Raw genomic sequence first — 22,068 nt, 5'->3', positions numbered from 1 at the left:
GCGGTCCGTCGCGGACTCCCCGACGGCGGTCACCGCGGGTGCGCCTCGTCCAGCTCGGCCAGGGCCGAGGCGTCGACCGGCGCCAGCATGATGGTCTGGTCCTCGCCCCGCGGCTTGTGGCCATTGGTGTGCGGGTCGGGCTCGGGCGTGGCCGTCTCGACCAGCGCGGGCTCGGGCTCGGGCGCGGACTTGCGGCGGGCGCGGTGCGCCAGTCTCGGCATGACCACGCCGCCGAGCAGCACAGTGCCGACCCGGCGCAGCTGCTCGGCCGCGTCGGTGAGCTGCGGGCGGCGGGTGCGGCGCAGTTCGACGGCGACGATCGCCGCGTCGGCGAGGCTGGCCAGGCTCTGCGCGTCGGCGCTGGCGGCGGTGGACGGCGCCTCGATCACCAGGTAGTCGGCGTGCGCGCGCAGCGTCGCGACGATGTCGCGCAGGGCGTGCGACTGCAGCATGCCCGCGGCGGTGGCGGTGCCACCGGTGGTGATGACGTGCAACGAGGGGGTACGGGCGGCGCGCTGGGTCGCCTCGGCCAGGTTGACCCGGCCCGCGAGCAGGTCGGACAGGCCCGGGGTCGGGGCGACGCCGAGCAGCTGTGCCAGCGGCGCGCTCTCGGTCAGCGTGTCGGGCACCTGCGCCCCGATCAGCACCACCTCGGCGCCCGTACGCGACAGCGCCGCAGCCAGGTTCGCCGCCACCAACGTCGCGGCCGGGCCGCGGCTGGCCCCGGTCACCACCACGACCTGCTCGCCCGGCTTGAGCGCGGCGACCACCTCGTTGCGCAGCCGGTTGAACGCCCGCCCGCCGGGGCTGAACGGGGTGAACACCTCGGTGCAGTGCTTGCCCTTGCCCGGCACGGTGCCGAGCACGTCGATCCCGGCGCGGACCAGGTCGCGGCCGCTGTGCACGCGCCGGTCCAGCCGCTGGCGCAGCGCGGCCAGGCCCAGCCCGGCGAGCAGGCCGAGCAGGGCGCCCGCGGCGTAGTTGACGGCCGGGTTCGGCTTGACCGGGCGGGTCGGCACGCGCGCCTCCTGGATGATCACGCCCGCGTTGACCGTCTCGGTGGCCAGCGCGTTCACCCTGTTGTTGAGCTGGTTGATCTGGTTCACGGTGGTGTCGCGCTGGCTGTCCAGCGAGGCGTACGCGCTGCTGTTGGAGTGCAGCCCGCCCAGCCTGCCGTTGATCTCGGTGAGGTCGTCGCTCAGCTCCTTGAGCTTGGCCCGCAGCGCGTCGGCCTGCCGGGTGAGCTCGGCCTTGGCATTGCCCTCCCGGTTGGCCAGATAGGACTGCGCGAACGCGTGCGCGCCAGCCTGCGCCTCCAGCGGGTCGCCCGCGGTGTACTCGACCTGCAGCACCGAGGTGTTCGGCGGCACCTCGACCGTGACCGAGGCGGCGAGCACGTCGACGTCCTGGCGGTGCAGCAGCTTGGCGGCCCCGGCCACCACCGGCGTCGAGTGCAGCAGCTGCGCCTCGGTGTCCAGGTTGATCTCGTCGCGGGTGCGGCCGCCGGAGACGTTGGCGTCGAGCCCGGCGGGCCGGACGAGCACCGAGGCGGCGGAGACGTACTCGCGCGGCAGGGACTGGTTGTAGGCGGCGCCCGCGGCGACACCGAGCGCGGTGAGCACCACCGCGATCCACCAGTGGCGGCGCAGCATGCCGAGGTAGTCGCTCATGTCGTACGACGAGGGGGGTGACCCGGCGTAAGTCGCTTCCACGGCGTGGGCCCTTCTGGCGGCGGTATGACGTCCGGTGAGGTCAACGGTGCCAGGTGAGGCGACGTAACTGCGCATAATGCCCAATAAGTCGACAAAGATGCGTTATCGCAGCTAGAACGCTATCTAGGGCGCAAAAGTCTCAGGCTTGCTTTCGTGCTGAAAAGCTCCCAAACCTTCCTAAACGGTTATGATGCCCTCAAGGATACGCACAACTGGACATAAATCCAGCTCACGTACCGGGCTTCGGGGGGAAGGGGCGAGCGATGAGCAGGACCCGCATCGGCATCGCGATCACCGTCAGCATGTCCGTACTGGCTTCGGCGGTGCTGCTCGGGCTGCTTGGCGGGGCGCTGGCACCACCACCGGCGCGCGTCTCGGTCACCGAGGACGCGTACACGCTGAGCACCGCGCCGACCACCGGCTCCGGCCGTCAGGTCTACCTGACCGCGGGCGGCTACAAGGGCGGTGCCGCGGTCAGCTACCTCAAGTTCCACGTGCAGCTGCCCGAGGGGCGCCGCCCCGACCGGATCTGGCTGTGGCTCGGCCGCCACAGCGGCACCCTGCCGCGCCTGGTCGAGCTGACCCAGGTGCCCGACACCCGGTGGCGGCAGAGCACGCTCACCGCCTCCACCGCGCCGCGCCTCGGCAACGTCGTCTCCTCGGTCGCGCCCGGCCGGTACGACCGCGCCGTCGCCTTCGACATCACCCGGGTGGTCAACGGCTCCGGCTGGTACGCCTTCGCGGTGACCGCCCCGACCGGCAACCAGCTCGCCTACTTCGTCGCCGCGGAGGCGGGTGCCACCAGCACCGGACCGCCGACGATCACGTTCGAGTGGAGCACCGCGCCCAGCGTGGCCGCCACCACGCCGACGGCACCGTCCGCCACCGCCACCGCGACCGCCACCGCGCAGGCGAGCCGCACCGCCACGGCGACCCCGGCAGCTGACCCGACGCAGGTGCCCAGCGCGACCGCCGACCCGACCGGAACGCCCACGTTCTCGCCGGACCCGATCGACCCGGTCCCGAGCGACGATCCGACCAGCGGCAGCGGACCGATCTCCGGCAGCCCGTCGGCGAGCGCTGAGCCGAGCCGGTCCCCGGAGGGGTCCTCGGACGAGCCGGAGCCCAGCCCGGATGCCTCGCTTGAGCCCGGCCCCAGTCCCTGGCCGGCCCCAAGCGATCCGGCCGAGCCCAGCCCTGAACCCGACCCGGCCACCTCGGCCGACCCGGTGGACCTGCCGGAGCCCTCGACCATGCCCAGCGTCACCCCGTGGCCGGACTCGTCCTACTCGCCCAGCGAGCAGCCCTGGCCGTCGCCGTCCGCGATGGGTGATCCGTCCTGGCCGACGAGCCCGGACCCGTGGCCGTCCGCGTCGCCGGTGGTCGACCCGTGGCCGGGGGACGAGCCGCCGACCGGGGAGCAGCCGCCGTCGGCCGACCCGGGCCCGGTCGACCTACCGTCGCCGCCCGCACCCGGCGCCGACCCCAGCACCGAGCCGTCCGCCGACCCACTGCCCAGCGATGACCCGGTTACGGACCCCACGGCAGACCCCGTGCCGAGCACGGACCCTGAGCCCGGCACGGATCCGGCTCCCGGCACCGAGCCTGAACCGAGCGTCGAGCCGCTGCCCAGCGCGGACCCGGAGCCCAGCACGGGAACCGAGCCGGGGACCGAACCGACCACGGAGCCCAGTGTCGAGCCGCAGCCCAGCACCGAGCCGGGTCCCGATCCGACGGCCGAGCCGCAGCCCAGCGTCGAGCCGAGCACCGACCCCGGCACCGAGCCGGGTCCGGAGCCCAGCGTGGAGCCGGAGCCCAGCGTGGAGCCGGAGCCCAGCGTCGAGCCGGAGCCCAGCGTCGAGCCGCAGCCCAGCGTCGAGCCGCAGCCCAGCGGGCAGCCGGAGCCGAGCGCGCAGCCGGAGCCGAGCGTCGAGCCGAGCGTCGAGCCGAGCGTCGAGCCGAGCGTCGAGCCGAGTACCGGCCCGAGCACCGGCCCGACGGCCGAGCCCAGCCCGTCGACCGACCCGAACCTGCCCGCGGACTGTGTGATCGGGGCGAACCTGGTGCCCACCTGCGGCGCGCTGTGGGGCGTCGCCGCGGGTGCCCACACCCGGCAGAACCGCATCGAGGCGCTGTACGAGTTCGAGCGCCGCACCGCCCGCCGCCAGGTCATCTACCACGCCTACCACCGGGGCACCGAGCTGTTCCCGACGGCCGAGGAGCTGTCCATCACCAAGGACCCGCAGCAGCGGCGGATCCTGTTCCTCAACTGGAAGCCGCGCGAGAGTTGGGGTCAGATCGCCGCGGGCGACCGGGGCACCGAGGCCTACCTCGACCGGCTGGCCACGCACATCAAGGGTTCGCTGACCGAGCCGTTCTTCTTCACCATGAACCACGAGCCGGAGAACGACGTCGTCAACCGGCCCGGTTCGGGCATGACCGCCACCGACTACGCGGGCGCGTTCCGGCACGTGGTGCTCGGCCTGCGCCAGCGCGGGGTGACCAACCTGGTCTCGGTGATGTGCTACATGGCCTTCGTGCCGTGGAACGTGAAGGGCTGGTTCGAGCAGCTGTACCCGGGCGCCGACGTGGTCGACTGGGTGGCCTGGGACACCTACGCCTACAGCGAGCCCGGCTACGGCTACGGCGACTTCGCCGAGATGATGAACCGGGTCTCCGGCAGCCGCAAGGACTGGCCCGGCTTCTACAACTGGGCCGCCACGTCCTTCCCCGACAAGCCGCTGATGCTGGGTGAGTGGGGCGTGTGGCACTCCAGCCGCAACCCGCAGCACCAGGCGAAGTTCTTCGACTCGGCCCGGCTGCAGCTGGAGTCCTTCCCGCGGCTGAAGGCCATGGTCTACTTCGAGTCGCCCAGCGCCGAGGGGCGCAGCTCGATGATCGACGACACTCCGGCCGGGCTGGCCTCGTTCCAGCTGTTCAGCCAGCACCCGGCCTTCGACGTCAACACCGACCCGCTCGGCCGCAGGGGCTAGCGCGGGTTGATCCAGCCTTCGTCGGCGAGGTACGCGAGTACCTCGCCGACGGCGTCTTCGATGGTCCCGTCCGACGTGTCGAGGGTCAGCTCGGCGTCGGCGGGCACCTCGTACGGGTCGTCGATGCCGGTCATCCCGGTGAGCTGCCCGGCGCGGGCGCGGGCGTACAGGCCCTTGCGGTCGCGCTGCTCGCACACCTCCAGCGGCGTGGCCACGTACACGAGCACGAAGTCGGCCCCGGCGGCCACCGCCATCCGCCGCACCGTGGCGCGGGCGCTGGCGTACGGCGCGATCGGGCAGGCCACGGCCAGACCGCCGTGTCGGGCCACCTCGGCGGCGACCCAGCCGATGCGGCGGATGTTCAGGTCACGGTCGGCTTTGCTGAAACCCAGCCCCGCCGACAGTTCGCGGCGCACCACGTCGCCGTCGAGCATGGTCAGGCTACGCTCGCCGGTCTCCAGCAGCGCGTCGGCGACGCCGCGGGCCACCGTGGACTTGCCGGAGCCGCTGAAGCCGGTGAAGAACAGGACCAGCCCACGCTGGCGGCGCGGCGGCCGGGACCGGGACAGCTCGCGGGCGACGGCGGGCGGGGTGTGCCACTCGGGCAGCGGCAGGCCGTCGTCGAGCAGGCCCGCGATCTCCTCGTCGGTGAGCGCGATCCGCTCGAACCGCTCGGGCACCTCGTCACGGTCGCGCCACTGGCCGTCGCGGCTGTCGTACACCAGCTCGCGCGGGATGAGCACGCGCGGGCCGGCGCCGGTCATGGCACCGGGGGTGCCGAGCAGGTGGGTCACCCCGTACGCGGCGGCGACCTTGGCCCGGACCAGCGCGTCGGTGATCTCGTTGCCGCGGTCGACCAGCGGCACCGCCACGATGATCGGGTCGGACATCCGGTCGCGGGCGGCCAGCACGCAGCGCACCAGCGCCTCGGCGGTCAGCCCGTCCGGGCCGGGCGCGCCGACCGGCACCAGGATCACCAGCTGCGCGTTGAGCTGCCGCGCGGCGTGGTTGAGCTGGGCCAGCTGCGGGCGGTGCAGCGGCCGGTCGGCGAAGAAGCCGAGCACGCGCGGGGCGGTGATCAGCCCGCGCACCCGCTCGGTGGGCACCCGCAGGCGCGCGAACGGGGCACGGCCGCCGTCACCGGTACGGGTGACCGGCCCGGCCACCCCGACCCAGCCCTCGCGGCTGGGCCACACCTCGGTCACGTCCAGGCGCGCCACCGGGGCGCCCTCAGGGTCGGTGAGCAGCAGCGGGGGCCGGTCCGCAACGTCGATGCCGTCGAGCATGCCCGCCGGGACCTCGAGCTTGACCGGCAGCGGCCAGTGCCGTCCGTCGCCCAGCCGCGCCGTGGTGGCCACCGCCCGCAGGTCGTCGCGGCCCAGGAACCCGCCCAGCGGCGCGTATGCCCCGCTGAGCAGCAGCTCCAGGTCGGACAGCTCCGTCGGGTTCGGGGTCCACGACGGTGCGCCCCGCAACGCCTCGTCGCTCACCACTCGCTCGCTCCGCTCGCTCACGACCGCTCCCGCCTCCCCGACTTCCAGCCGGTCCACTCCTTCGCGCCACTCGCGTCGTCGCGAGACTAGCGCCCCTCCGTGACCGACAGGTGACAAGTGTGGCAGCAGGACGCACCCCGGTCGAGTGCACCCGCTGGGAGAACCGTGTGAGTCGTCTGAGTGAACGTTGACCGCAGGTCAGCCGGTGTTGCGCATACCGGCGGCGATGCCGTTGACCGTCGTCAGCAGCGCGCGCTCGAGAGTGGGGTCGGTGGTGGGGGCACGGCGGCTGCCCGGGGCGGTCGCGATCGCCCGCCCGGCCATTCCGGCGTCCCGGTACTGGCGCAGCATCGCCACCTGCAGGTGGTGCAGCGGCTCCAGGTAGGTGTCGCGCACGGCCAGGGTGCGCCGCAGCACCGGCTGGGCGTCGAGCAGGGCGGACTCGCCGGTGATGGCGAGCACCTCGGCGACGCTGCGCTCGTACTCTTCCTCGATCGTGCCGAAGATGTGCCGCAGCGGCTCGGGCACCAGTGTCTGCACGTAGCCGCGGGCGATGGTCAGGTCGGTCTTGGCCAGCATCATCTCGACGTTGGACAGGAAGGTGCGGAAGAAGTCCCAGCGGCCGTGCATCTCGCGCAGCCGATCCGCCAGCCCCGCCTCACGCGCGGCGGCCAGGCCGGTGCCGACGCCGAACCAGCCGGGCACGATCTGTCGCGTCTGGGTCCAGCCGAACACCCACGGAATGGCCCGCAGGCCGCCCAGGCCCGCGCCGGAGTCCGGCCGCTTGGCCGGGCGGGAGCCGATGTTGAGGGCGCCCAGCAGCTCCGTCGGCGTCGCCGCCCAGAAGTACTCCGGCAGCTGCTCGTTCTCGACCAGCTCGCGGTACTTGCCGAAGGCGGCGTCGGAGACGGTGCTCATCGCCGCGTCCCACTCCTCCAGCGCTTGCGCTGGCTGGCGGGGCGCGGTGTGCAGCAGCGTCGCCTGGAGCACGGCCGCGACGGTCAATTCCAGGTTCTCCCGGGCCAGCGCGGGCAGCGTGTACTTGTCGGAGATGACCTCGCCCTGCTCGGTGACCTTGATCGCGCCGTCGAGCGTGCCGTACGGCTGGGCCAGGATCGCCTCGTGGGTGGGGCCGCCGCCCCGGCCGACGGTGCCGCCGCGACCGTGGAACAGCCGCAACCGCACGCCGTGCTTGGCGGCGACGTCACGCAGCGAGCGCTGCGCCTTGTGGATGGCCCACTGGCTGGTGGTGATGCCGGCCTCCTTGTTCGAGTCGGAGTAGCCCAGCATCACCTCCTGCACGTCCCCGCGCGCCCGCACGATCGCCCGGTACGGCGCGAGGCTGAGCAGCTCGTCCAGGATCTGGCCACCGGCCTGCAGCTCGGCGACGGTCTCCAGCAGCGGCACGAACCCGATCGACGCGCGCGGCGCGTGCGGGTCGATCAGCCCGGCCTCCCGCCCCAGCACCGCCGCCGCGAGCACGTCGTCCACGCCCCGCGTCATCGAGATGATGTACGACTCCACGACGTCCTCGCCGAACAGCTCCTGCGCGGAGCGGATCGTGCCGAACACGTCGAACGTCTTGCGGGCCGCGTCGGTCAGCGGGCTGTCCGCGCTGGACAGCGGCCGCCGCCCGGTCAGCTCCTTGGCCAGCAGCGCGATGCGCTCCTGCCGCCCGAGCATGGCGTAGTTGTTTACCTCGCCGACCTGCGCGTAGAGCTGCGCCAGCACCGCGTGGTGCGCGTCGGCGTGCTCGCGCACGTCCATCACGGCCAGGTGCAGGCCGAACGCGCTCACGGTCCGGATCGCCGAGGCGAGCCTGCCCACCGCGGTCAGCTGCCCGGCGTTGCGGGCCAGCGAGGCGCGCATCAGCTCCAGGTCGGCGATGAGTTCCCGGGTGCCCCGGTAGTCGCGACCGGGCACGTGCGCGGTGCCCGCCGCCAGCCGGGCGCGGGTGTTGGCCAGCTTGGCGCGGATGCAGCGCGCCTTCAGCCGGTACGGCTCCTCGGCGTTGACACGGCGGAAGCGGTCGGTGACCTCGGGCAGCGCGTCCAGGTCCTTGGCCAGGCTCGCCGACAGGTCCAGCGACACCCCGCGCATGCGGCGCGACACCGACACCTCGTTGATCAGCTCCTCCAGTGCCGCCTCGACCGCGCGGATGCCGTGCTCGTGCTGGAGCAGCAGCACGTCGCGCGTGACCGCCGGGGTGACGTACGGGTTGCCGTCGCGGTCGCCGCCGATCCAGGTGCCGAACGTCAGTGGGCGCGAGGTCGGCGCGGTCTCCACGCCGAGCCGCTTCAGCGTCTCGGCCAGGTCGTCGAGCACCCGTGGCGCGGCGTCGTCGTAGAGGTCGCGCAGGTAGTAGACGGCGTTGCGGGCCTCGTCGGTCGGGTCGGGCCGGTCCAGCCGCAGCTCGTCGGTCTGCCACAGCAGGTCCAGCACCTCGGCCAGACGGTTGTCGCGCAGCGTGGTCTCGCCGTAGAGGGCGTTGGCCGCGTATTCGGCGTCCAGCTCGTCGGCGACGGCGCGCAGCTTGGTCAGGATGGACCGGCGGGCGGCCTCGGTGGGGTGCGCGGTGAACACCGGCCGGATGGCCAGGCGGCGCGCGGCGGCGGCGATCTCGCTGGCGGGCACGTTGCGCTCGGCGATCAGCTTCGCGGCGCCGTCCAGCCAGCCGCCGTGCACGGCGCGGCGGCGGCGCAGCTCGCGGGCCCGGTGCACCTGCTCGGTGATGTTGGCCAGGTGGAAGTAGGTGGAGAAGGCGCGGGCCAGCAGGGTGGCGGTGGAGACGTCGAGCGCGCCCAGCTTGATCGCGGCGGATTCGGCGTCGCTGCGCACCAGCGCGCGCACCTCTTCGACCAGGTCGAGCAGGCCGCGGCCCTCCTGGCGGGCCAGCGTCTGACCCAGCAGCGTGCCCAGGCGGCGGATGTCGGCGCGGAGCGCGGCGTCCGCGACGTCGGCGGCCTCACCGGCGGCGTCGAGTTCCGGATCGTAGGTCAGCTCAGTCACCGCTGGTCCTTCCGCGTGTCCCTCTTCGTGTAGTGAAGGACGACGCTGTCCGACCTGAACTCTAGCCCGCAGACGCGCCGGTCGGCGGTGTGACGCGGGCCATCCCACATTTCGCGATCATCTCGCTACGGGACTGAACCGGCAGGTACGACCCACATCGTGGGCTGATGGGTCACCGCGGCGATCGCGTCGTAGTCCCGGTCGTAATGCAGGACGGTGAGGCTGTTCATCTCGGCGCAGGCCGCGATCAGCAGATCGATGGCCTTGGCGGTGCGGTGCTGGGAGGTCTGCGCCAGCAGCTGCTGCACCTCGACAGCGCGGGCGCAGGAGGCCTGGTCGAGGGCGAGCACATGCATACTCTGCTGGAAGGTGAGCAGCGTGGTGTCATATTCGGTGGCGCGGGTCGAGTACATGACCTCCAGCAACGCCGGCGCGCAAATGGCCACCGACCCCTGGATGAGCAGCGGGCCGATCACCCGTGCCACCTCGGGGTTGCGCTTGACCCGCAGCAGTGCGCTGGTGTCGACGAGGTAGCGAGGTTTCACCGGGTCTCAGCCTGGTCGGCTGAGTATCCCCAGGCCTCGCGGCGCACCTGGTCAGGGTCCTCGATCTCGATAGCGTCCCCTTGCAGGAGTTCCATCAGCCGGTTGGCGGCGTGGACCCGCAAGACCTCATTCAGGGCCTCGTTGATGGTGTCCTTCTTGGTGGTGGTGCCGAGCACCTTGCCGACCTTGGACAGGATTTCCTGGTCGACATCAACCGACGTCATCGCCATATTTGATCACCTCAGATCTACATATGGGGCAAGTGTAGTCCTCCATATAGACGCGGTCCATCCGCTGCGGTGGAAATACCGCAATGCCTTCCTACGCGAGGAGTACGCTGGCCCCAGTACCCCGCACCGTTCTGGCTGCGGGGCAATTCGGCGTGGCCGAACGTGGAAGGCGCAGATGAACCTCACCGGACTCCTCGAAGCCGCTCTCACCGACCCGGCGCTGGCCCGTACCGCGCAACTGGCCCGGACCGAGCCGGAGCTGGACCTGACCGCGCCCGCCTCGGCCCGGCCGTTCCTGGTCGCCGCGGCCGCGACCGCGCGCCCGGTGCTGGTGGTGACCGCGACCAGCCGCGAGGCCGAGGACCTGGCCGACGCCCTGGGCGGGTTCGTCGACCGGGACACGGTCGCGGTCTACCCGGCCTGGGAGACGCTGCCGCACGAGCGGCTGTCGCCACGCTCGGACACCGTCGGCCGCCGCCTGGCCGTGCTGCGCAGACTGGCCCACCCGGGTGAGGCCGGACGGTTGCGCATCGTCGTGGCGCCGGTCCGTAGCGCCCTGCAGCCGCAGCTCAAGGGACTGGGCGACCTGAACCCGATCGACCTGCGCCCCGGTTCCTCGGCGCCGCTGGACGAGCTGACGCACACCCTGCACGACCTCGCGTACGCCCGGGTCGACCTGGTGACCAAGCGTGGCGAGTTCGCGGTGCGCGGTGGCATCCTCGACGTCTTCCCGCCCACCGACGAGCACCCGTCCCGGGTCGAGTTCTGGGGCGACGAGGTGGAGGAGATCCGCACCTTCGCCGTCGCCGACCAGCGAACCATCGACAAGGTCGACCGGCTGTGGGCGCCGCCGTGCCGCGAGCTGCTGCTCACCCCGGACGTGCGGGCCCGCGCGGCGCAATTGGCCGCCGACCATCCGGCGCTGGCGGAGATGCTCACCAAACTCGCCGAGGGCATCCCGGTCGAGGGCATGGAGTCGCTGTCCCCGGCGCTGCACGCGGGCCGCGACAGCATGCAGCTGCTGCTGGACTGCGTACCGGCCGACACGCTGGTGCTGCTGGCCGACCCCGAGCGCATCCGCACCCGCGCCCACGACCTGGTCCGCACGTCGGACGAGTTCCTGGAGGCGAGCTGGGCCGCGGCCGCCGTCGGGGGCAAGGCCCCGATCGACCTCGGCGCCGCGGCCTTCAAGACCCTCGCCGAGGTACGGCAGCACGCCGCCGAACTGGGCCTGCCCTGGTGGACGGTGTCCCCGTTCGGCCTGGTCGAGACCGAGCGCCCCGGCGGCGCTGCCGCCGAGCCGTGGTTGGACGTGCCCGAGGTGCACGTCGCCCCGGACACCGCGACCGTGCTGACCTGGGCCGTCACCCAGCCGCCGGTGTACCACGGCGACACCGCGAAGGTGATCACCGACCTGCGCGGCTGGCTGGCCGACGGGTGGCGGGTGGCGCTGGTATTCGAGGGCCACGGCCCGGCGCAGCGCTCGGTGGAGGTGCTGCGCGACGCGGGCCTGGGCGCGACGCTCGTCGACGAGATCGCCACGACCCCGGCGCCGAACCAGGTCGTCGTCTCCTGCGGCCCGCTGCGGCAGGGCCTGGTCGCGCCCGGGGCCAGGCTGGCCGTGATCACCAACTCGGAGATCTCCGGCGGGCGCGGCACCGGCACCCGTGAGCTGGGCCGGATGCCCTCGCGCCGCCGCAACACCATCGACCCGCTGGAGCTGCGCGCGGGCGACTTCGTGGTGCACGAGCAGCACGGCATCGGCAAGTACGTCGAGCTGGTGCAGCGCAAGGTCAACGGCGCCGACCGGGAGTACCTGGTCATCGAGTACGCCTCCAGCAAGCGCGGCCAGCCCGGCGACCGCCTGTTCGTGCCGACCGACGCCCTGGACCAGCTGTCCCGCTACGTCGGCGGGGAGCAGCCGACGCTGCACAAGATGGGTGGCGCCGACTGGCAGAAGGCCAAGGCCCGCGCCCGCAAGGCGGTCAAGGAGATCGCCGCGCAGCTGATCCAGCTGTACGCCGCGCGCCAGGCCGCGCCCGGCCACGCCTTCGGCCCCGACACGCCCTGGCAGCGCGAGCTGGAGGACGCGTTCCCGTACCAGGAGACTCCCGATCAGCTGTCGGCGATCGAGGAGGTCAAGGCCGACATGGAGAAGACGGCCCCGATGGACCGGCTGATCTGCGGCGACGTCGGCTACGGCAAGACCGAGATCGCGGTGCGGGCGGCGTTCAAGGCGGTGCAGGACGGCAAGCAGGTCGCCGTGCTCGTCCCGACGACGCTGCTGGCGCAGCAGCACTACAACACGTTCTCCGACCGGATGGCGCAGTTCCCGGTGGTGCTGCGGCAGCTGTCGCGCTTCGCCACGCCGAAGGAGGCCGAGGAGACGCTGTCGATGACGGCCGACGGCCGGGCCGACATCGTCATCGGCACGCACCGCCTCATCCAGAAGAGCACCCGGTTCAACAAACTCGGGCTGGTCATCGTCGACGAGGAGCAGCGGTTCGGGGTCGAGCACAAGGAGCGGCTCAAGGAGATGCGCACCAACGTCGACATGCTGAGCATGTCGGCGACGCCGATCCCGCGCACCCTGGAGATGTCGATCACCGGCATCCGCGAGATGTCCCAGATCACCACGCCGCCGGAGGAGCGCCACCCGGTGCTCACCTACGTCGGGGCGTACGACGACAAGCAGGTCGCCGCCGCGATCCACCGCGAGTTGCTGCGCGACGGCCAGGTGTTCTACCTGCACAACCGGGTCGAGACGATCGACAAGGCAGTGCGGCGCATCCGCGAACTGGTGCCCGAGGCGCGCGTGGTCGCGGCGCACGGGCAGATGGGCGAGGACGCGCTGGAGAAGGTGATGGTCGGCTTCTGGGAGAAGGAGTTCGACGTCCTGGTCGCCACCACGATCATCGAGTCCGGCATCGACATCCCCAACGCCAACACCCTGATCCTGGAGCGGGCCGACCTGCTCGGCCTGGCCCAGCTGCACCAGATCCGGGGCCGGGTCGGCCGGGGCCGCGAGCGCGCCTACGCGTACTTCCTCTACCCGCCGGAGAAGCCGCTCACCGAGCAGGCGCACGAGCGCCTGGCCACCATCGCCCAGCACACCGAGCTCGGCGCGGGCATGTACGTGGCGATGAAGGACCTGGAGATCCGGGGCGCGGGCAACCTGCTCGGCGGCGAGCAGTCCGGCCACATCGAGGGCGTCGGCTTCGACCTGTACGTCCGCATGGTCGGCGAGGCGGTGCAGCAGTTCAAGGGCGGCGGCAAGGGCGAGGAGGAGGCGGCCGAAGTCAAGATCGACCTGCCGGTGGACGCGCACCTGCCGCACGACTACATCGACTCCGAGCGGCTGCGCCTGGAGATCTACCGCAAGCTCGCCTCCGCCCGCGACGAGGTGGCGCTGCAGGAGGTGGTGGCCGAGCTGACCGACCGCTACGGCGAGCCGCCCGCCCCGGTGGCGAACCTGGTCGCGGTCGCCAAGCTGCGCCTGGCGGTGCGGCAGTACGGCCTCACCGAGATCTCGATGCAGGGCAAGCACATCCGGTTCAGCCCGTTGGAGCTGCCCGACTCGCGGCAGCTGCGGCTCAAGCGCTACCACCCCGACGCCGTGTACAAGCAGGTGACGTCGCAGGTCAGCGTGCCCGTGCCGACCAACCGCCGGGTCGGCGGCGAGCCGCTGCGCGACCAGCAGCTGCTGGACTGGTGCGTGCAGCTGCTCAAGGACGTGCTGGGGTCATGACCATGCGCTGGACCGTGGTGGACACCCCCATCGGCCCGCTGAGCTGCGCGGTCGACGACCTCGGGCTGTGCGCGCTGCAGTTCGGCAAGCTCGACGTGTCCATGGACGTGGACCGGCGGCTGGACGTGGTCGCCGAGCAGCTGCGCGCCTACTTCGCGGGCGAGCTGGTCGAGTTCACGCTGCCGGTCTCGGTCCGGCGCGGCAGCGACTTCGAGCGGGCGGTGTGGGCGCAGTTGTCGCGCATCCCGTACGGCGAGACGCTGACCTACGGCGAGGTGGCTCGCGCGGTCGGCGAGCCGGACGCGGCGCGGGCCGTCGGCGTGGCCTGCAACCGCAACCCGGTCGCGGTGGTGGTGCCGTGCCACCGGGTGGTCGGCGCGGGCGGCAAACTGGTCGGCTTCGGCGGCGGCCTGCCCCGCAAGCGCCAACTCCTCGAACTCGAAGCCCGAGTCCGCATGGAACACGACTGGCTAGCCTGACCCCTGTTTTTTGAATCGACGCTGGCCTATCTAGAGGATGAAACTCGCGAAATCGTGCTCTAGATAGGCCAGCGTCGATGCTAAATCGGCCTTGGCGCACCCGCCGCTCGGTTGCACGGGGCTCGGCTACACGGGGTCGCACGGTTGCACGGGGTCTCGGGAGACATGGTCTCGGCGGAGTGGTCTCCGGGAACGGCGAAGGCCACCGTCCCACGTGGGACGGTGGCCTTCGCCACATCCGCGGTGCGGTCAGGCGGTGCGGCGGGAGCGGGTGGCCAGGGCCAGGAGTGCCCAGCCCGCGGCCAGGACGAGGCCGCCCCAGATGAACGCCGGGTAGCTGATCGGCGGGGCCCCGATGACGAAGTCCTGCAGCCAGGCCGCGCCCGCCAGGCACGCGGTCGCCAAGGCCGCGCCGAACACCGAGACCAGCAGCACACGGCCGATGCCCGAACCGGCGGCCGGACGGGCGGCGACCACGCCGTCCAGCGGGGTGGCCGCCGGGGCCGGAGCCGTGGGCAGCGCCAGGAACACGACGTCGACCGCGATCGCGCCCGCGAGCAGCAGCAGCGGCGGGATCGACTTCGGGAAGCCGGTGCCGGCCAGCAGCATCCAGGCGAACAGGCGGTAGCCCAGGTAGCAGGCGGCGATGCAGGTCGCGGTCCAGCGCGCGCCGACGAACAGCCGGGCCGCGACCAGGGTCAGCAGCGCCGCTCCGGCCAGCCAGGACGGGTACACCCAGGAGTCGACCGGCAGCGCGAAGCCCTGCACGGCGACGCGGTCGACGGCGCGGCCGATCTGACCGGCCGCGAACTCGAGCAGGCTCGGCTCGGCGGTCGGCGTGCCCGCGTCCCAGGCCTGCAGCGACAGCACGCCGTACTCCTGGTGCTGGTTCGGGAAGAGCACGTTCTCCAGGAAGAAGCCCCAGAGCACGGCACTGACGACGGTGCGCGTACGACCCGGGGGAGTCGAGATCCAGTAGCCGCGGGCGGCGCCGAGCAGCATGAACGCGGTGCCGGTGTACAGCAGCGCGTGGCTGGCGCTCCACGCGGTGATGTCCAGCCCGTTGATGCGGTGGTTGAGCACGTCGATGGGGATGGCCACCAGGAAGGTGGCGGTGCCGCCGATCATCAGGCGCTTGGCCAGGGCGTCCACCCCGACGCTGTGGTACGCCTGGAACAGCACCAGCGCCACCACCAGCACCGTGCCGGCGGTGTTGAGCAGGTGCGGCGGGGCGAAGTCGTCGCGCAGCCACTTGAAGTGCCAGGACATGTCCCAGGTGGAGCCCAGCATCTTCAGCGTGAATGCGACGAGCCACAGCCGATAGACGGCCGTGACCACGGCCGGGGCCTGATCCGGGGCGGGTCCGGAGCGTACGATCCCCACCCAGGCCTCGGGGGATCGAGGAAGCGTCTGCGTCGTCACGGCCGGAATTCTGCCGTGTCAAGGTTACTTTCGGACCCCCCGAACACCTGAATCCACCCTGAGATCTCCCGGATCATCAACCCGTGAGAGAGTTGGGGCCGTACGCCCGTCACAGGAGGACCTCGTGCGCCGTCTGACCGCCGCCGCCGGAATCGCGACCGCTTTGCTGGCCCTGGCCGCCTGCCGTTCGAACCCGGACGTCGCCGCGTACGTCGGTGACCAGCAGTTCACCGAGGAGCGGGTCACGCAGCTGCTCGACCAGATGAAGGCCCAGCAGCCGGGCGCGGACCCGTCGAGCCTGCCCAACCGCACCCAGGTGGTGCAGCTGCTCGTGCTCGACCAGCTCTGCCAGCGCGTCAACAAGGCGGCGGCCCCGACCCAGGCGCCCGCCCAGCCGAACACGCCGGAGCTGCTGACGATCAGTCAGCGGGTGCAGACCTGCAACGAGTCCCTCCAGGCCGACCCGGTCCAGCCCACCGAGGCCGACCTGCGCGAGGTGTACGACAACGGCGTGGCTGTCGGCGCGATCGTGCCCGCCGACCCGGAGCAGTCGTTCGACAAGCTCAAGGACCGGCTCGGCGCGGGTGGCGAGGTCGCCGCGGCGCTGGGCAAGCGCAAGGTGCTGGCCGACGCGGCGAAGGCCGCCGACGTGTCGGTGAACCCGCGCTACCGCTCGCTGCGGTTCCCGCTGCTGTCGTTCCAGCAGGGCCCGGCGATCAGCGCGATCCTCGGTCAGCCCGCCTCGAACGCGGTCGTGGACAAGGTCGTCGAGGCGAGCCCGGAGCCGGAGGCACAGCCGCAGTGACCGCGGCTGGACCCGTACGACGGATCGTCCTGCTCGTCACCTCACCTCGCATCCCGGCGGGCCTGCTCACCGCGCCCGCCTGGGACCTCGTGCGCGCGCACCCGGTGCTCGCCCCCGCCGACGGCGAGGCGGTCACCGCGCTGCGCGCCAACGGCGCGCAGGTGCGCGTGCTCGACCGGCCCGTCGCGCAGGACCTGCTCGACGCCGCGCTGGCGGCCCCGGACGGCACCGTGGTGTGGCTGTCCGGCCCCGGCGGCGACGAGCACCTGGCCCGCGAGCTGGGGCTGCGGCTGGCCCGGGAACCCGGTCTGGCCGAGTTGGAGCTCATGTACGGCTCCTGGGATCCACGCGGCGCCCGTCTGCTCGACGCGGTCGCCGTCACCGACCGGCTCCAGGCGCAGGACCCGTGGCGCCGCGAGCAGACCCACCGCACGCTGGCCAAGTACCTGCTGGAAGAGGCATACGAGGCGTACGACGCGATCGTCGCGGGCGATCACGCCGCCCTGCGCGACGAGATGGGCGACGTGCTGCTGCAGGTGCTGTTCCACGCCCAACTGGCCCAGGAGCTGCCCGAGGACGCGCGTTGGGACGTCGACGACGTGGCGGGCGACTTCGTGGCGAAGATGATCCGACGTAACCCGCACGTCTTCGCCGACACGCCCGTCGCCGACGTCGACGAGATCATCGCCAACTGGGAGCGGGTCAAGAGCGAGGAGCGGGTGCGGCGATCCCCGATCGAGGGCGTCAGCTGGTCGCTGCCCGCGCTCGCACTCGCGGCGAAGCTACTGGTCAAGGCGCGCCGCCACGGCCTGCCCGAGCCGCAGCCCACGGACACCCTGGGCGGGAAGCTGTTCGCGCTGGTCGCCGGGGCGGGGCCCGACGCCGACCCGGAGGCCGCCCTGCGCGCCGAACTGCATCGCTACGCCGAGGCCCTGCACCCCGACAGCTGAGCCCACGCCCGCCAATCCAATAGGCCAGCGCCTATCGGAGGCGGGGCATGGTGCCGTCGGCGGGGCGCGGGGCAGGGTACCTTGGGCCGCATGACGTTGGACTTCGTGCCGCTGGCCGAACACATCGCCGATGCGCTGCTGGAGGCATCCCCGGAACTGGCCGCCGACGCGGGGGACCACCGGTTCGACGACCGGTTGCCGGACCTGTCACCTGACGGCGTCACCGCCGACCTGAACATGCTGCGCGACGCGGCCGGAGCCCTGTCGCAGGTGGACGCCGACGACCTGGACGAGCCGGAACGGGTCGACCACGCCATCCTCAGCGCGCTCGTCGACCGGCAGTTGTTCGAGCTGAGCGAGCTGAAGTCGTACCAGTGGAATCCGCTGCGGCACAACCCGGGCGTGCTGCTGCACGGGCTGCTCGCGCGGCCGTTCGCGCCCGCCGAGCAGCGGCTGCACGCGCTGGCCGGTCGGCTGGCGCAGGTGCCGGACACGCTGGCGACCGCGCGTGGCGTGCTGCGCGACTGCCCGCAGATCCACCTGGAGACCGCGGTCGGCCAGTTCGCGGGCACGGCCGCGCTGGTGCGCGCCGAGCTGCCACGCCTGCTGGCCGAGGAGCCGGGGCTGGCCGACCAGGTGCAGCCGCTGGCGGCGGCCGCGGTGCTGGCGCTGGACGACTTCTCGGCGTGGTGTGCGCAGCAGGCCGAGAAGGGTGGCGGCCGTGATCCACGGCTGGGCCGCCGGCTGTGGGAAGCCAAGCTCTGGTACACCCTCGACACCGAGCTGAGCGCGGCCGAGGTGCTCAAGCGGGCACAGGAGAACCTGCGCCGGGTCACCGAGGAGCTGCGCGAGGTGGCGGTCGCGCTGGAGGGCGGCGCGGCCGACGACGCGACGGTGCGCCGGGCCCTGGACCGGCTGGCCGACAGCCACCCCGACGACACGACGGTCCTGGCCGCGGCCCGTGCCGCGGTCACCGACACCACCGCGTTCGTACGCGAGCACGACCTGGTCACCCTCATCGACGACCCGTTGGTGATCGAGGAGATGCCGGAGTTCGCCCGTGGGGTGGCGGTGGCGTACTGCGACCCGCCCGGCAAGCTGGAGACCGCCGAGCTGCCGACGTTCTACTGCATCTCGCCGACCCCGGCCGGCTGGTCGCCGGAGCGGGTGCGCTCGTTCTACCGCGAGTACAACCACCACTCGATCAAGAACCTGACCGTGCACGAGGCGATGCCGGGGCACTTCCTGCAGCTCGCGCACGCCCGCCGCTACCGGGGCAGCACCCGGGTCCGGGCCCTGGGCCACTCGGGCACGTTCACCGAGGGCTGGGCCGTGTACGCCGAGGAGCTGATGGTGGCCAACGGCTACGGCGGGCTGGCGGTGCGCGCCCAGCAGCTCAAGATGCAGCTGCGGATGAGCATCAACGCGATCCTCGACCAGCTCGTGCACTGCGAGGACCTGTCGGAGGCCGACGGGATGGCGCTGATGCTCGAGCAGGGTTTCCAGGAGGACGGCGAGGCGGCGGGCAAGTGGCGCCGGTCACTGCTCAGCTCGGCGCAGCTGTCGACGTACTTCGTCGGCTGGGCGGAGGTGTCGGAGATCGGACGGGCGCGCCCGTTCGGCGTCGGCGTACGGGACTGGCACGACCGGATGCTGTCGTTCGGCTGCCCGCCCCCGCGCCACCTGCGCACCCTGCTCGGGTTGTAGGGGTTTGCGCGAGGTCGGGCCGATGGGGGAGGCTGTCCGGCATGCGTGCCGCCCTTGCCTCCCTCATGTGCGCGTCAGTGCTGCTCACGACGGGTTGCCAGGTGATGCCTGATGGCGGTGCGCCGATGGACCGCAGCCGTCTGATCAGCGACATGATCGCCCAGGTGCACCGTGCGGGCGAACGGACGTACCACGCCGAGTATCTGCTCGACAACGGGGTGCGGGGCGAGATCGCGCAGCATGTCCGGCCGAGCCAGGCGGCGTACGGCTACCCGGGCGGTCGGCTGATGGCCGCCGCCGACGGGCTCACGTCCTGCGTGACCGCGGTTCGCCCGGCACGCTGCCAGATCCGGCCGGTGCCCAAGCCGGGGCCGCTGGGGTTGGCGCCGTACACCGAGCTGGTCAGGCACGGTCTGGTCACCGCCCCGGTGCTGGACGACCTGCTGGGCGTGGTCGAGGTGCAGACCCAGGCGACGGTCGAGGCGCACGACACGACCGTCGCCGGGCGGCAGGCGACCTGCCTGGAGGTGTCCGGGCTGATCGAGACCACCGCGGCCGGGTTCACCGTCTGTGTGACCTCCGATGGGGTGCTGGCCAGCTTCACCGGCGTGCTCGACGGGATCGAGATCGACCAGGCGCTGCTGCGGCTGTCGGCGGATCCGCCCGCCGACGCGTTCACGGTGCCCAACGGCGCGCGCGTGGTGGACCACCGGCCGAGTGCCACGCCGAAGCCGTGACCCGGACTTAAGGCGCGTTCACTCGGCAGGGACGCGGTAGCCGGTGCGGATGATGCCGATAGGCTTCCTCCGTAGAGCCGGACGCGTCCGGCGGAGGTGCCAGTGAGGGCACGTTCGGCCCCGACGCGCACACGAATGAGGGAGCACACGTGGCCACCATTGAAGGCTTCGTCGCCCGGGAGATCCTCGACTCCCGCGGTAATCCGACCGTCGAGGTGGAGGTGGGTCTCGACGACGGCACGATCGCGCGCGCCGCGGTGCCCTCCGGGGCCTCGACCGGCGCCTACGAGGCGCTGGAGCTGCGGGACGGCGACAAGCAGCGCTACCTCGGCAAGGGCGTCGAGAAGGCGGTCGCCAACATCGAGGACCAGATCGTCGACCAGCTCATCGGGTACGAGGCCAGCGAGCAGCGCCTCATCGACCAGAAGATGCTGGAGCTGGACGGCACCCCGGACAAGTCCGTGCTGGGCGCCAACGCCATCCTGGGCGTGTCGCTGGCCGTGGCGAAGGCCGCCGCCAAGAGCGCGGAGCTGAGCCTGTTCCGCTACGTCGGCGGCCCGAACGCGCACCTGCTGCCGGTGCCGATGATGAACATCCTCAACGGTGGCGCGCACGCCGACTCCAACGTCGACGTGCAGGAGTTCATGATCGCCCCGATCGGCGCGCCGAGCTTCCGCGAGGCCCTGCGCTCCGGTGCCGAGGTGTACCACGCGCTCAAGAGCGTGCTGAAGAAGAAGGGCCTGTCCACGGGCCTGGGCGACGAGGGCGGCTTCGCGCCGAGCCTGCCGACCAACGCGGCGGCGCTCGACCTGATCGCCGAGGCGGTGCAGGCGGCGGGGTACAACCTGGGCACCGACATCGTGCTGGCGATGGACGTGGCGGCGACCGAGTTCTACGCCGACGGGTCGTACACCTTCGAGGGTGCGCCGAAGTCGCGCGACGAGATGATCGCGTACTACGCGAAGCTGGTGGAGTCGTACCCGATCGTGTCGATCGAGGACCCGCTGGCCGAGGACGACTGGGCGGGCTGGTCCGCGATGACCGCGCAGCTCGGCAACAAGATCCAGATCGTCGGCGACGACCTGTTCGTCACCAACCCGACCCGCATCGCCCGCGGCATCGCCGAGGGCGCCGCCAACGCGGTGCTGGTGAAGGTGAACCAGATCGGTTCGCTGACCGAGACCTGCGACGCGGTCGAGCTGGCCCACCGGGCGGGTTTCCGCACCATGATGAGCCACCGCTCGGGCGAGACCGAGGACACCACCATCGCCGACCTCGCGGTGGCGATGGGCTGCGGCCAGATCAAGACCGGTGCCCCGGCCCGTTCGGACCGGGTCGCCAAGTACAACCAGCTGCTGCGCATCGAGGAGGAGCTGGCCGACGCGGCCCGCTACGCCGGTGCGGGCGCCTTCCCGCGGTACACGGCCGGTAAGTAAGGAACGTTCCGACGGGCCGTGGAAAAGGACTCATCTGCGGGTTGACGTCGGAATATGACGCGGGGGCGCGGTAGCGCCTAGCATGTGGTCGAAGCTCCTTTCAGCCGTGTCAACGGTTTGGAGGGGGCTTCGACCATCGCGGGAGGCTGCGACCTTCGCGGGAGGGGAGGGGTGGTGCAGCGGCGACAGCCTGGTGGGCACGGACCGGTGCGGCGGCCCCGTGACGGTGCCCGCGGTGCTCGTGGCAGCGCGGGTGTGCGCGCGGTCCGCGAAGGCGACCGCTCCCTGAGCCGCCCCGCGGCCGCCCGGCGGGCCGCCGCGGCGGGCGCCGCCAAGCGCACCACCGCCCCGAACCCGAACGGCCTGACCGGACGCGCCACCGTGCTGCTGATCGTCCTGGCCGTGCTCGCCCTGGGTTACGCCTACCCGGTGCGCGTCTACCTGACCCAGCTCGCCGAGATCGACGCGTTGCAGCAGTCGCAGCTGGAGCAGGCCGACCGCATCACCGGGCTGGAGCGCCAGGCCGAGAAGTGGAAAGACGACGAGTACATCAAGGCGCAGGTGCGACGCCGGTTCTTCTGGGTCCACCCGGGGCAGACGCCGCTGGTGCCGGTCTGGGACGAGCACGCCGCCGACCACGACGCCGGTCGGCAGCCCACGCCGCCGCCCCAGCCGACCACCTGGTACGGCACCGTGTGGTCGCGCCTGGACCCGGCCGCTCCCTAGCGGTTCGCGCCGCGCGCTCTTGTCGTCATCGGTGATCGAGAGAGTCCGCGAGTCGCATCCGCGTGCCCGCGGTCGC

At 72.1% G+C, this 22,068-nt stretch carries 15 protein-coding genes; 9 read left to right on the top strand and 6 right to left on the bottom strand.

Features of this window, described 5'->3' with window-relative positions; all coding sequences use genetic code 11:
* Positions 1-29 precede the first annotated feature (29 nt).
* Entirely contained in the window at positions 30-1,712 is a 1,683-nt protein-coding gene (locus KUA19_RS05885; RefSeq protein WP_308167346.1) for a lipopolysaccharide biosynthesis protein, read from the bottom strand.
* 263 nt (positions 1,713-1,975) lie between these two features.
* On the opposite strand from KUA19_RS05885, the gene KUA19_RS43790 reads away from it, so the two are divergent.
* Positions 1,976-4,705 carry a CBM96 family carbohydrate-binding protein gene (locus KUA19_RS43790; RefSeq protein WP_302498556.1) on the top strand — a complete coding sequence of 910 codons (2,730 nt, stop codon included), beginning with the start codon at positions 1,976-1,978 and terminating at the stop codon, positions 4,703-4,705.
* Here the strand turns inward: KUA19_RS43790 and cysC are convergent.
* The 4 genes from cysC to KUA19_RS05860 all read right to left on the bottom strand — a co-directional run bounded on the left by cysC (position 4,702) and on the right by KUA19_RS05860 (position 9,982).
* The gene (gene cysC / locus KUA19_RS05875) at positions 4,702-6,219 is read right to left on the bottom strand and encodes an adenylyl-sulfate kinase (RefSeq protein WP_217395066.1); all 1,518 of its coding nucleotides are present in this window, start codon (positions 6,217-6,219) and stop codon (positions 4,702-4,704) included. The two genes, KUA19_RS43790 and cysC, sit on opposite strands and share 4 nt — an antisense overlap.
* A gap of 177 nt (positions 6,220-6,396) precedes the next feature.
* The gene (gene ppc / locus KUA19_RS05870) at positions 6,397-9,198 is read right to left on the bottom strand and encodes a phosphoenolpyruvate carboxylase (protein ID WP_217395360.1); all 2,802 of its coding nucleotides are present in this window, start codon (positions 9,196-9,198) and stop codon (positions 6,397-6,399) included.
* Positions 9,199-9,332: 134 nt separating this feature from the next.
* Complete coding sequence (locus KUA19_RS05865; RefSeq protein WP_217395065.1) at positions 9,333-9,752, bottom strand: PIN domain nuclease; 420 nt, start codon at positions 9,750-9,752, stop codon at positions 9,333-9,335.
* Positions 9,749-9,982, bottom strand: coding sequence for a hypothetical protein (locus tag KUA19_RS05860; protein ID WP_217395064.1), 234 nt, complete (start codon positions 9,980-9,982; stop codon positions 9,749-9,751). Before KUA19_RS05860 ends, KUA19_RS05865 begins: the two co-directional genes overlap by 4 nt.
* 175 nt (positions 9,983-10,157) lie before the next feature.
* On the opposite strand from KUA19_RS05860, the gene mfd reads away from it, so the two are divergent.
* Together mfd and KUA19_RS05850 are read left to right on the top strand one after the other, a co-directional pair.
* A complete protein-coding gene (gene mfd, locus KUA19_RS05855) occupies positions 10,158-13,730 on the top strand; it encodes a transcription-repair coupling factor (protein WP_217395063.1) in 3,573 nt (1,190 codons plus the stop codon).
* Positions 13,731-13,732: 2 nt separating this feature from the next.
* Positions 13,733-14,209, top strand: coding sequence for a methylated-DNA--[protein]-cysteine S-methyltransferase (locus KUA19_RS05850; protein WP_217395359.1), 477 nt, complete (start codon positions 13,733-13,735; stop codon positions 14,207-14,209).
* A gap of 249 nt (positions 14,210-14,458) precedes the next feature.
* Here KUA19_RS05850 and KUA19_RS05845 read toward each other — a convergent pair whose 3' ends face one another.
* Positions 14,459-15,631: a hypothetical protein gene (locus KUA19_RS05845; RefSeq protein WP_217395062.1), complete on the bottom strand. Its 1,173-nt coding sequence runs from the start codon at positions 15,629-15,631 to the stop codon at positions 14,459-14,461.
* A gap of 124 nt (positions 15,632-15,755) precedes the next feature.
* Here KUA19_RS05845 and KUA19_RS05840 point away from each other — a divergent pair, with 124 nt between their 5' ends.
* The 6 genes from KUA19_RS05840 (at position 15,756) to KUA19_RS05815 (ending at position 21,992) form a co-directional block, all read left to right on the top strand.
* Entirely contained in the window at positions 15,756-16,436 is a 681-nt protein-coding gene (locus tag KUA19_RS05840; RefSeq protein WP_217395061.1) for a hypothetical protein, read from the top strand.
* Positions 16,433-17,386, top strand: a complete 954-nt coding sequence (locus KUA19_RS05835; RefSeq protein WP_217395060.1) for a nucleoside triphosphate pyrophosphohydrolase — start codon at positions 16,433-16,435, stop codon at positions 17,384-17,386. Before KUA19_RS05840 ends, KUA19_RS05835 begins: the two co-directional genes overlap by 4 nt.
* 90 nt (positions 17,387-17,476) lie before the next feature.
* Entirely contained in the window at positions 17,477-19,093 is a 1,617-nt protein-coding gene (locus KUA19_RS05830) for a DUF885 domain-containing protein (RefSeq protein ID WP_217395059.1), read from the top strand.
* A 125-nt stretch (positions 19,094-19,218) separates the two neighbouring features.
* Entirely contained in the window at positions 19,219-19,830 is a 612-nt protein-coding gene (locus KUA19_RS05825) for a hypothetical protein (RefSeq protein WP_217395058.1), read from the top strand.
* A 149-nt stretch (positions 19,831-19,979) separates the two neighbouring features.
* Complete coding sequence (gene eno / locus KUA19_RS05820; RefSeq protein ID WP_217395057.1) at positions 19,980-21,266, top strand: phosphopyruvate hydratase; 1,287 nt, start codon at positions 19,980-19,982, stop codon at positions 21,264-21,266.
* 174 nt (positions 21,267-21,440) lie between these two features.
* Positions 21,441-21,992: an FtsB family cell division protein gene (locus KUA19_RS05815; RefSeq protein ID WP_308167345.1), complete on the top strand. Its 552-nt coding sequence runs from the start codon at positions 21,441-21,443 to the stop codon at positions 21,990-21,992.
* The last annotated feature ends 76 nt before the right edge of the window (positions 21,993-22,068 follow it).

The organism is Catellatospora tritici, from assembly GCF_019083965.1.
Taxonomy (GTDB): domain Bacteria; phylum Actinomycetota; class Actinomycetes; order Mycobacteriales; family Micromonosporaceae; genus Catellatospora; species Catellatospora tritici.
The sequence above is the reverse complement of the archived record's forward strand: the minus strand, read 5'-3'. Positions and strand labels throughout refer to the sequence as shown.

Bases quoted from the DNA above. Each gene is read 5' to 3' on its own strand.
- mfd (WP_217395063.1), top strand. From the start codon at position 10,158: ATGAACCTCACCGGACTCCTCGAAGCCGCTCTCACCGACCCGGCGCTG.
- KUA19_RS05825 (WP_217395058.1), top strand. From the start codon at position 19,219: ATGGACCGCAGCCGTCTGATCAGCGACATGATCGCCCAGGTGCACCGT.
- KUA19_RS05860 (WP_217395064.1), bottom strand. From the start codon at position 9,982: ATGGCGATGACGTCGGTTGATGTCGACCAGGAAATCCTGTCCAAGGTC.
- KUA19_RS43790 (WP_302498556.1), top strand. From the start codon at position 1,976: ATGAGCAGGACCCGCATCGGCATCGCGATCACCGTCAGCATGTCCGTA.
- KUA19_RS05830 (WP_217395059.1), top strand. From the start codon at position 17,477: ATGACGTTGGACTTCGTGCCGCTGGCCGAACACATCGCCGATGCGCTG.
- KUA19_RS05850 (WP_217395359.1), top strand. From the start codon at position 13,733: ATGCGCTGGACCGTGGTGGACACCCCCATCGGCCCGCTGAGCTGCGCG.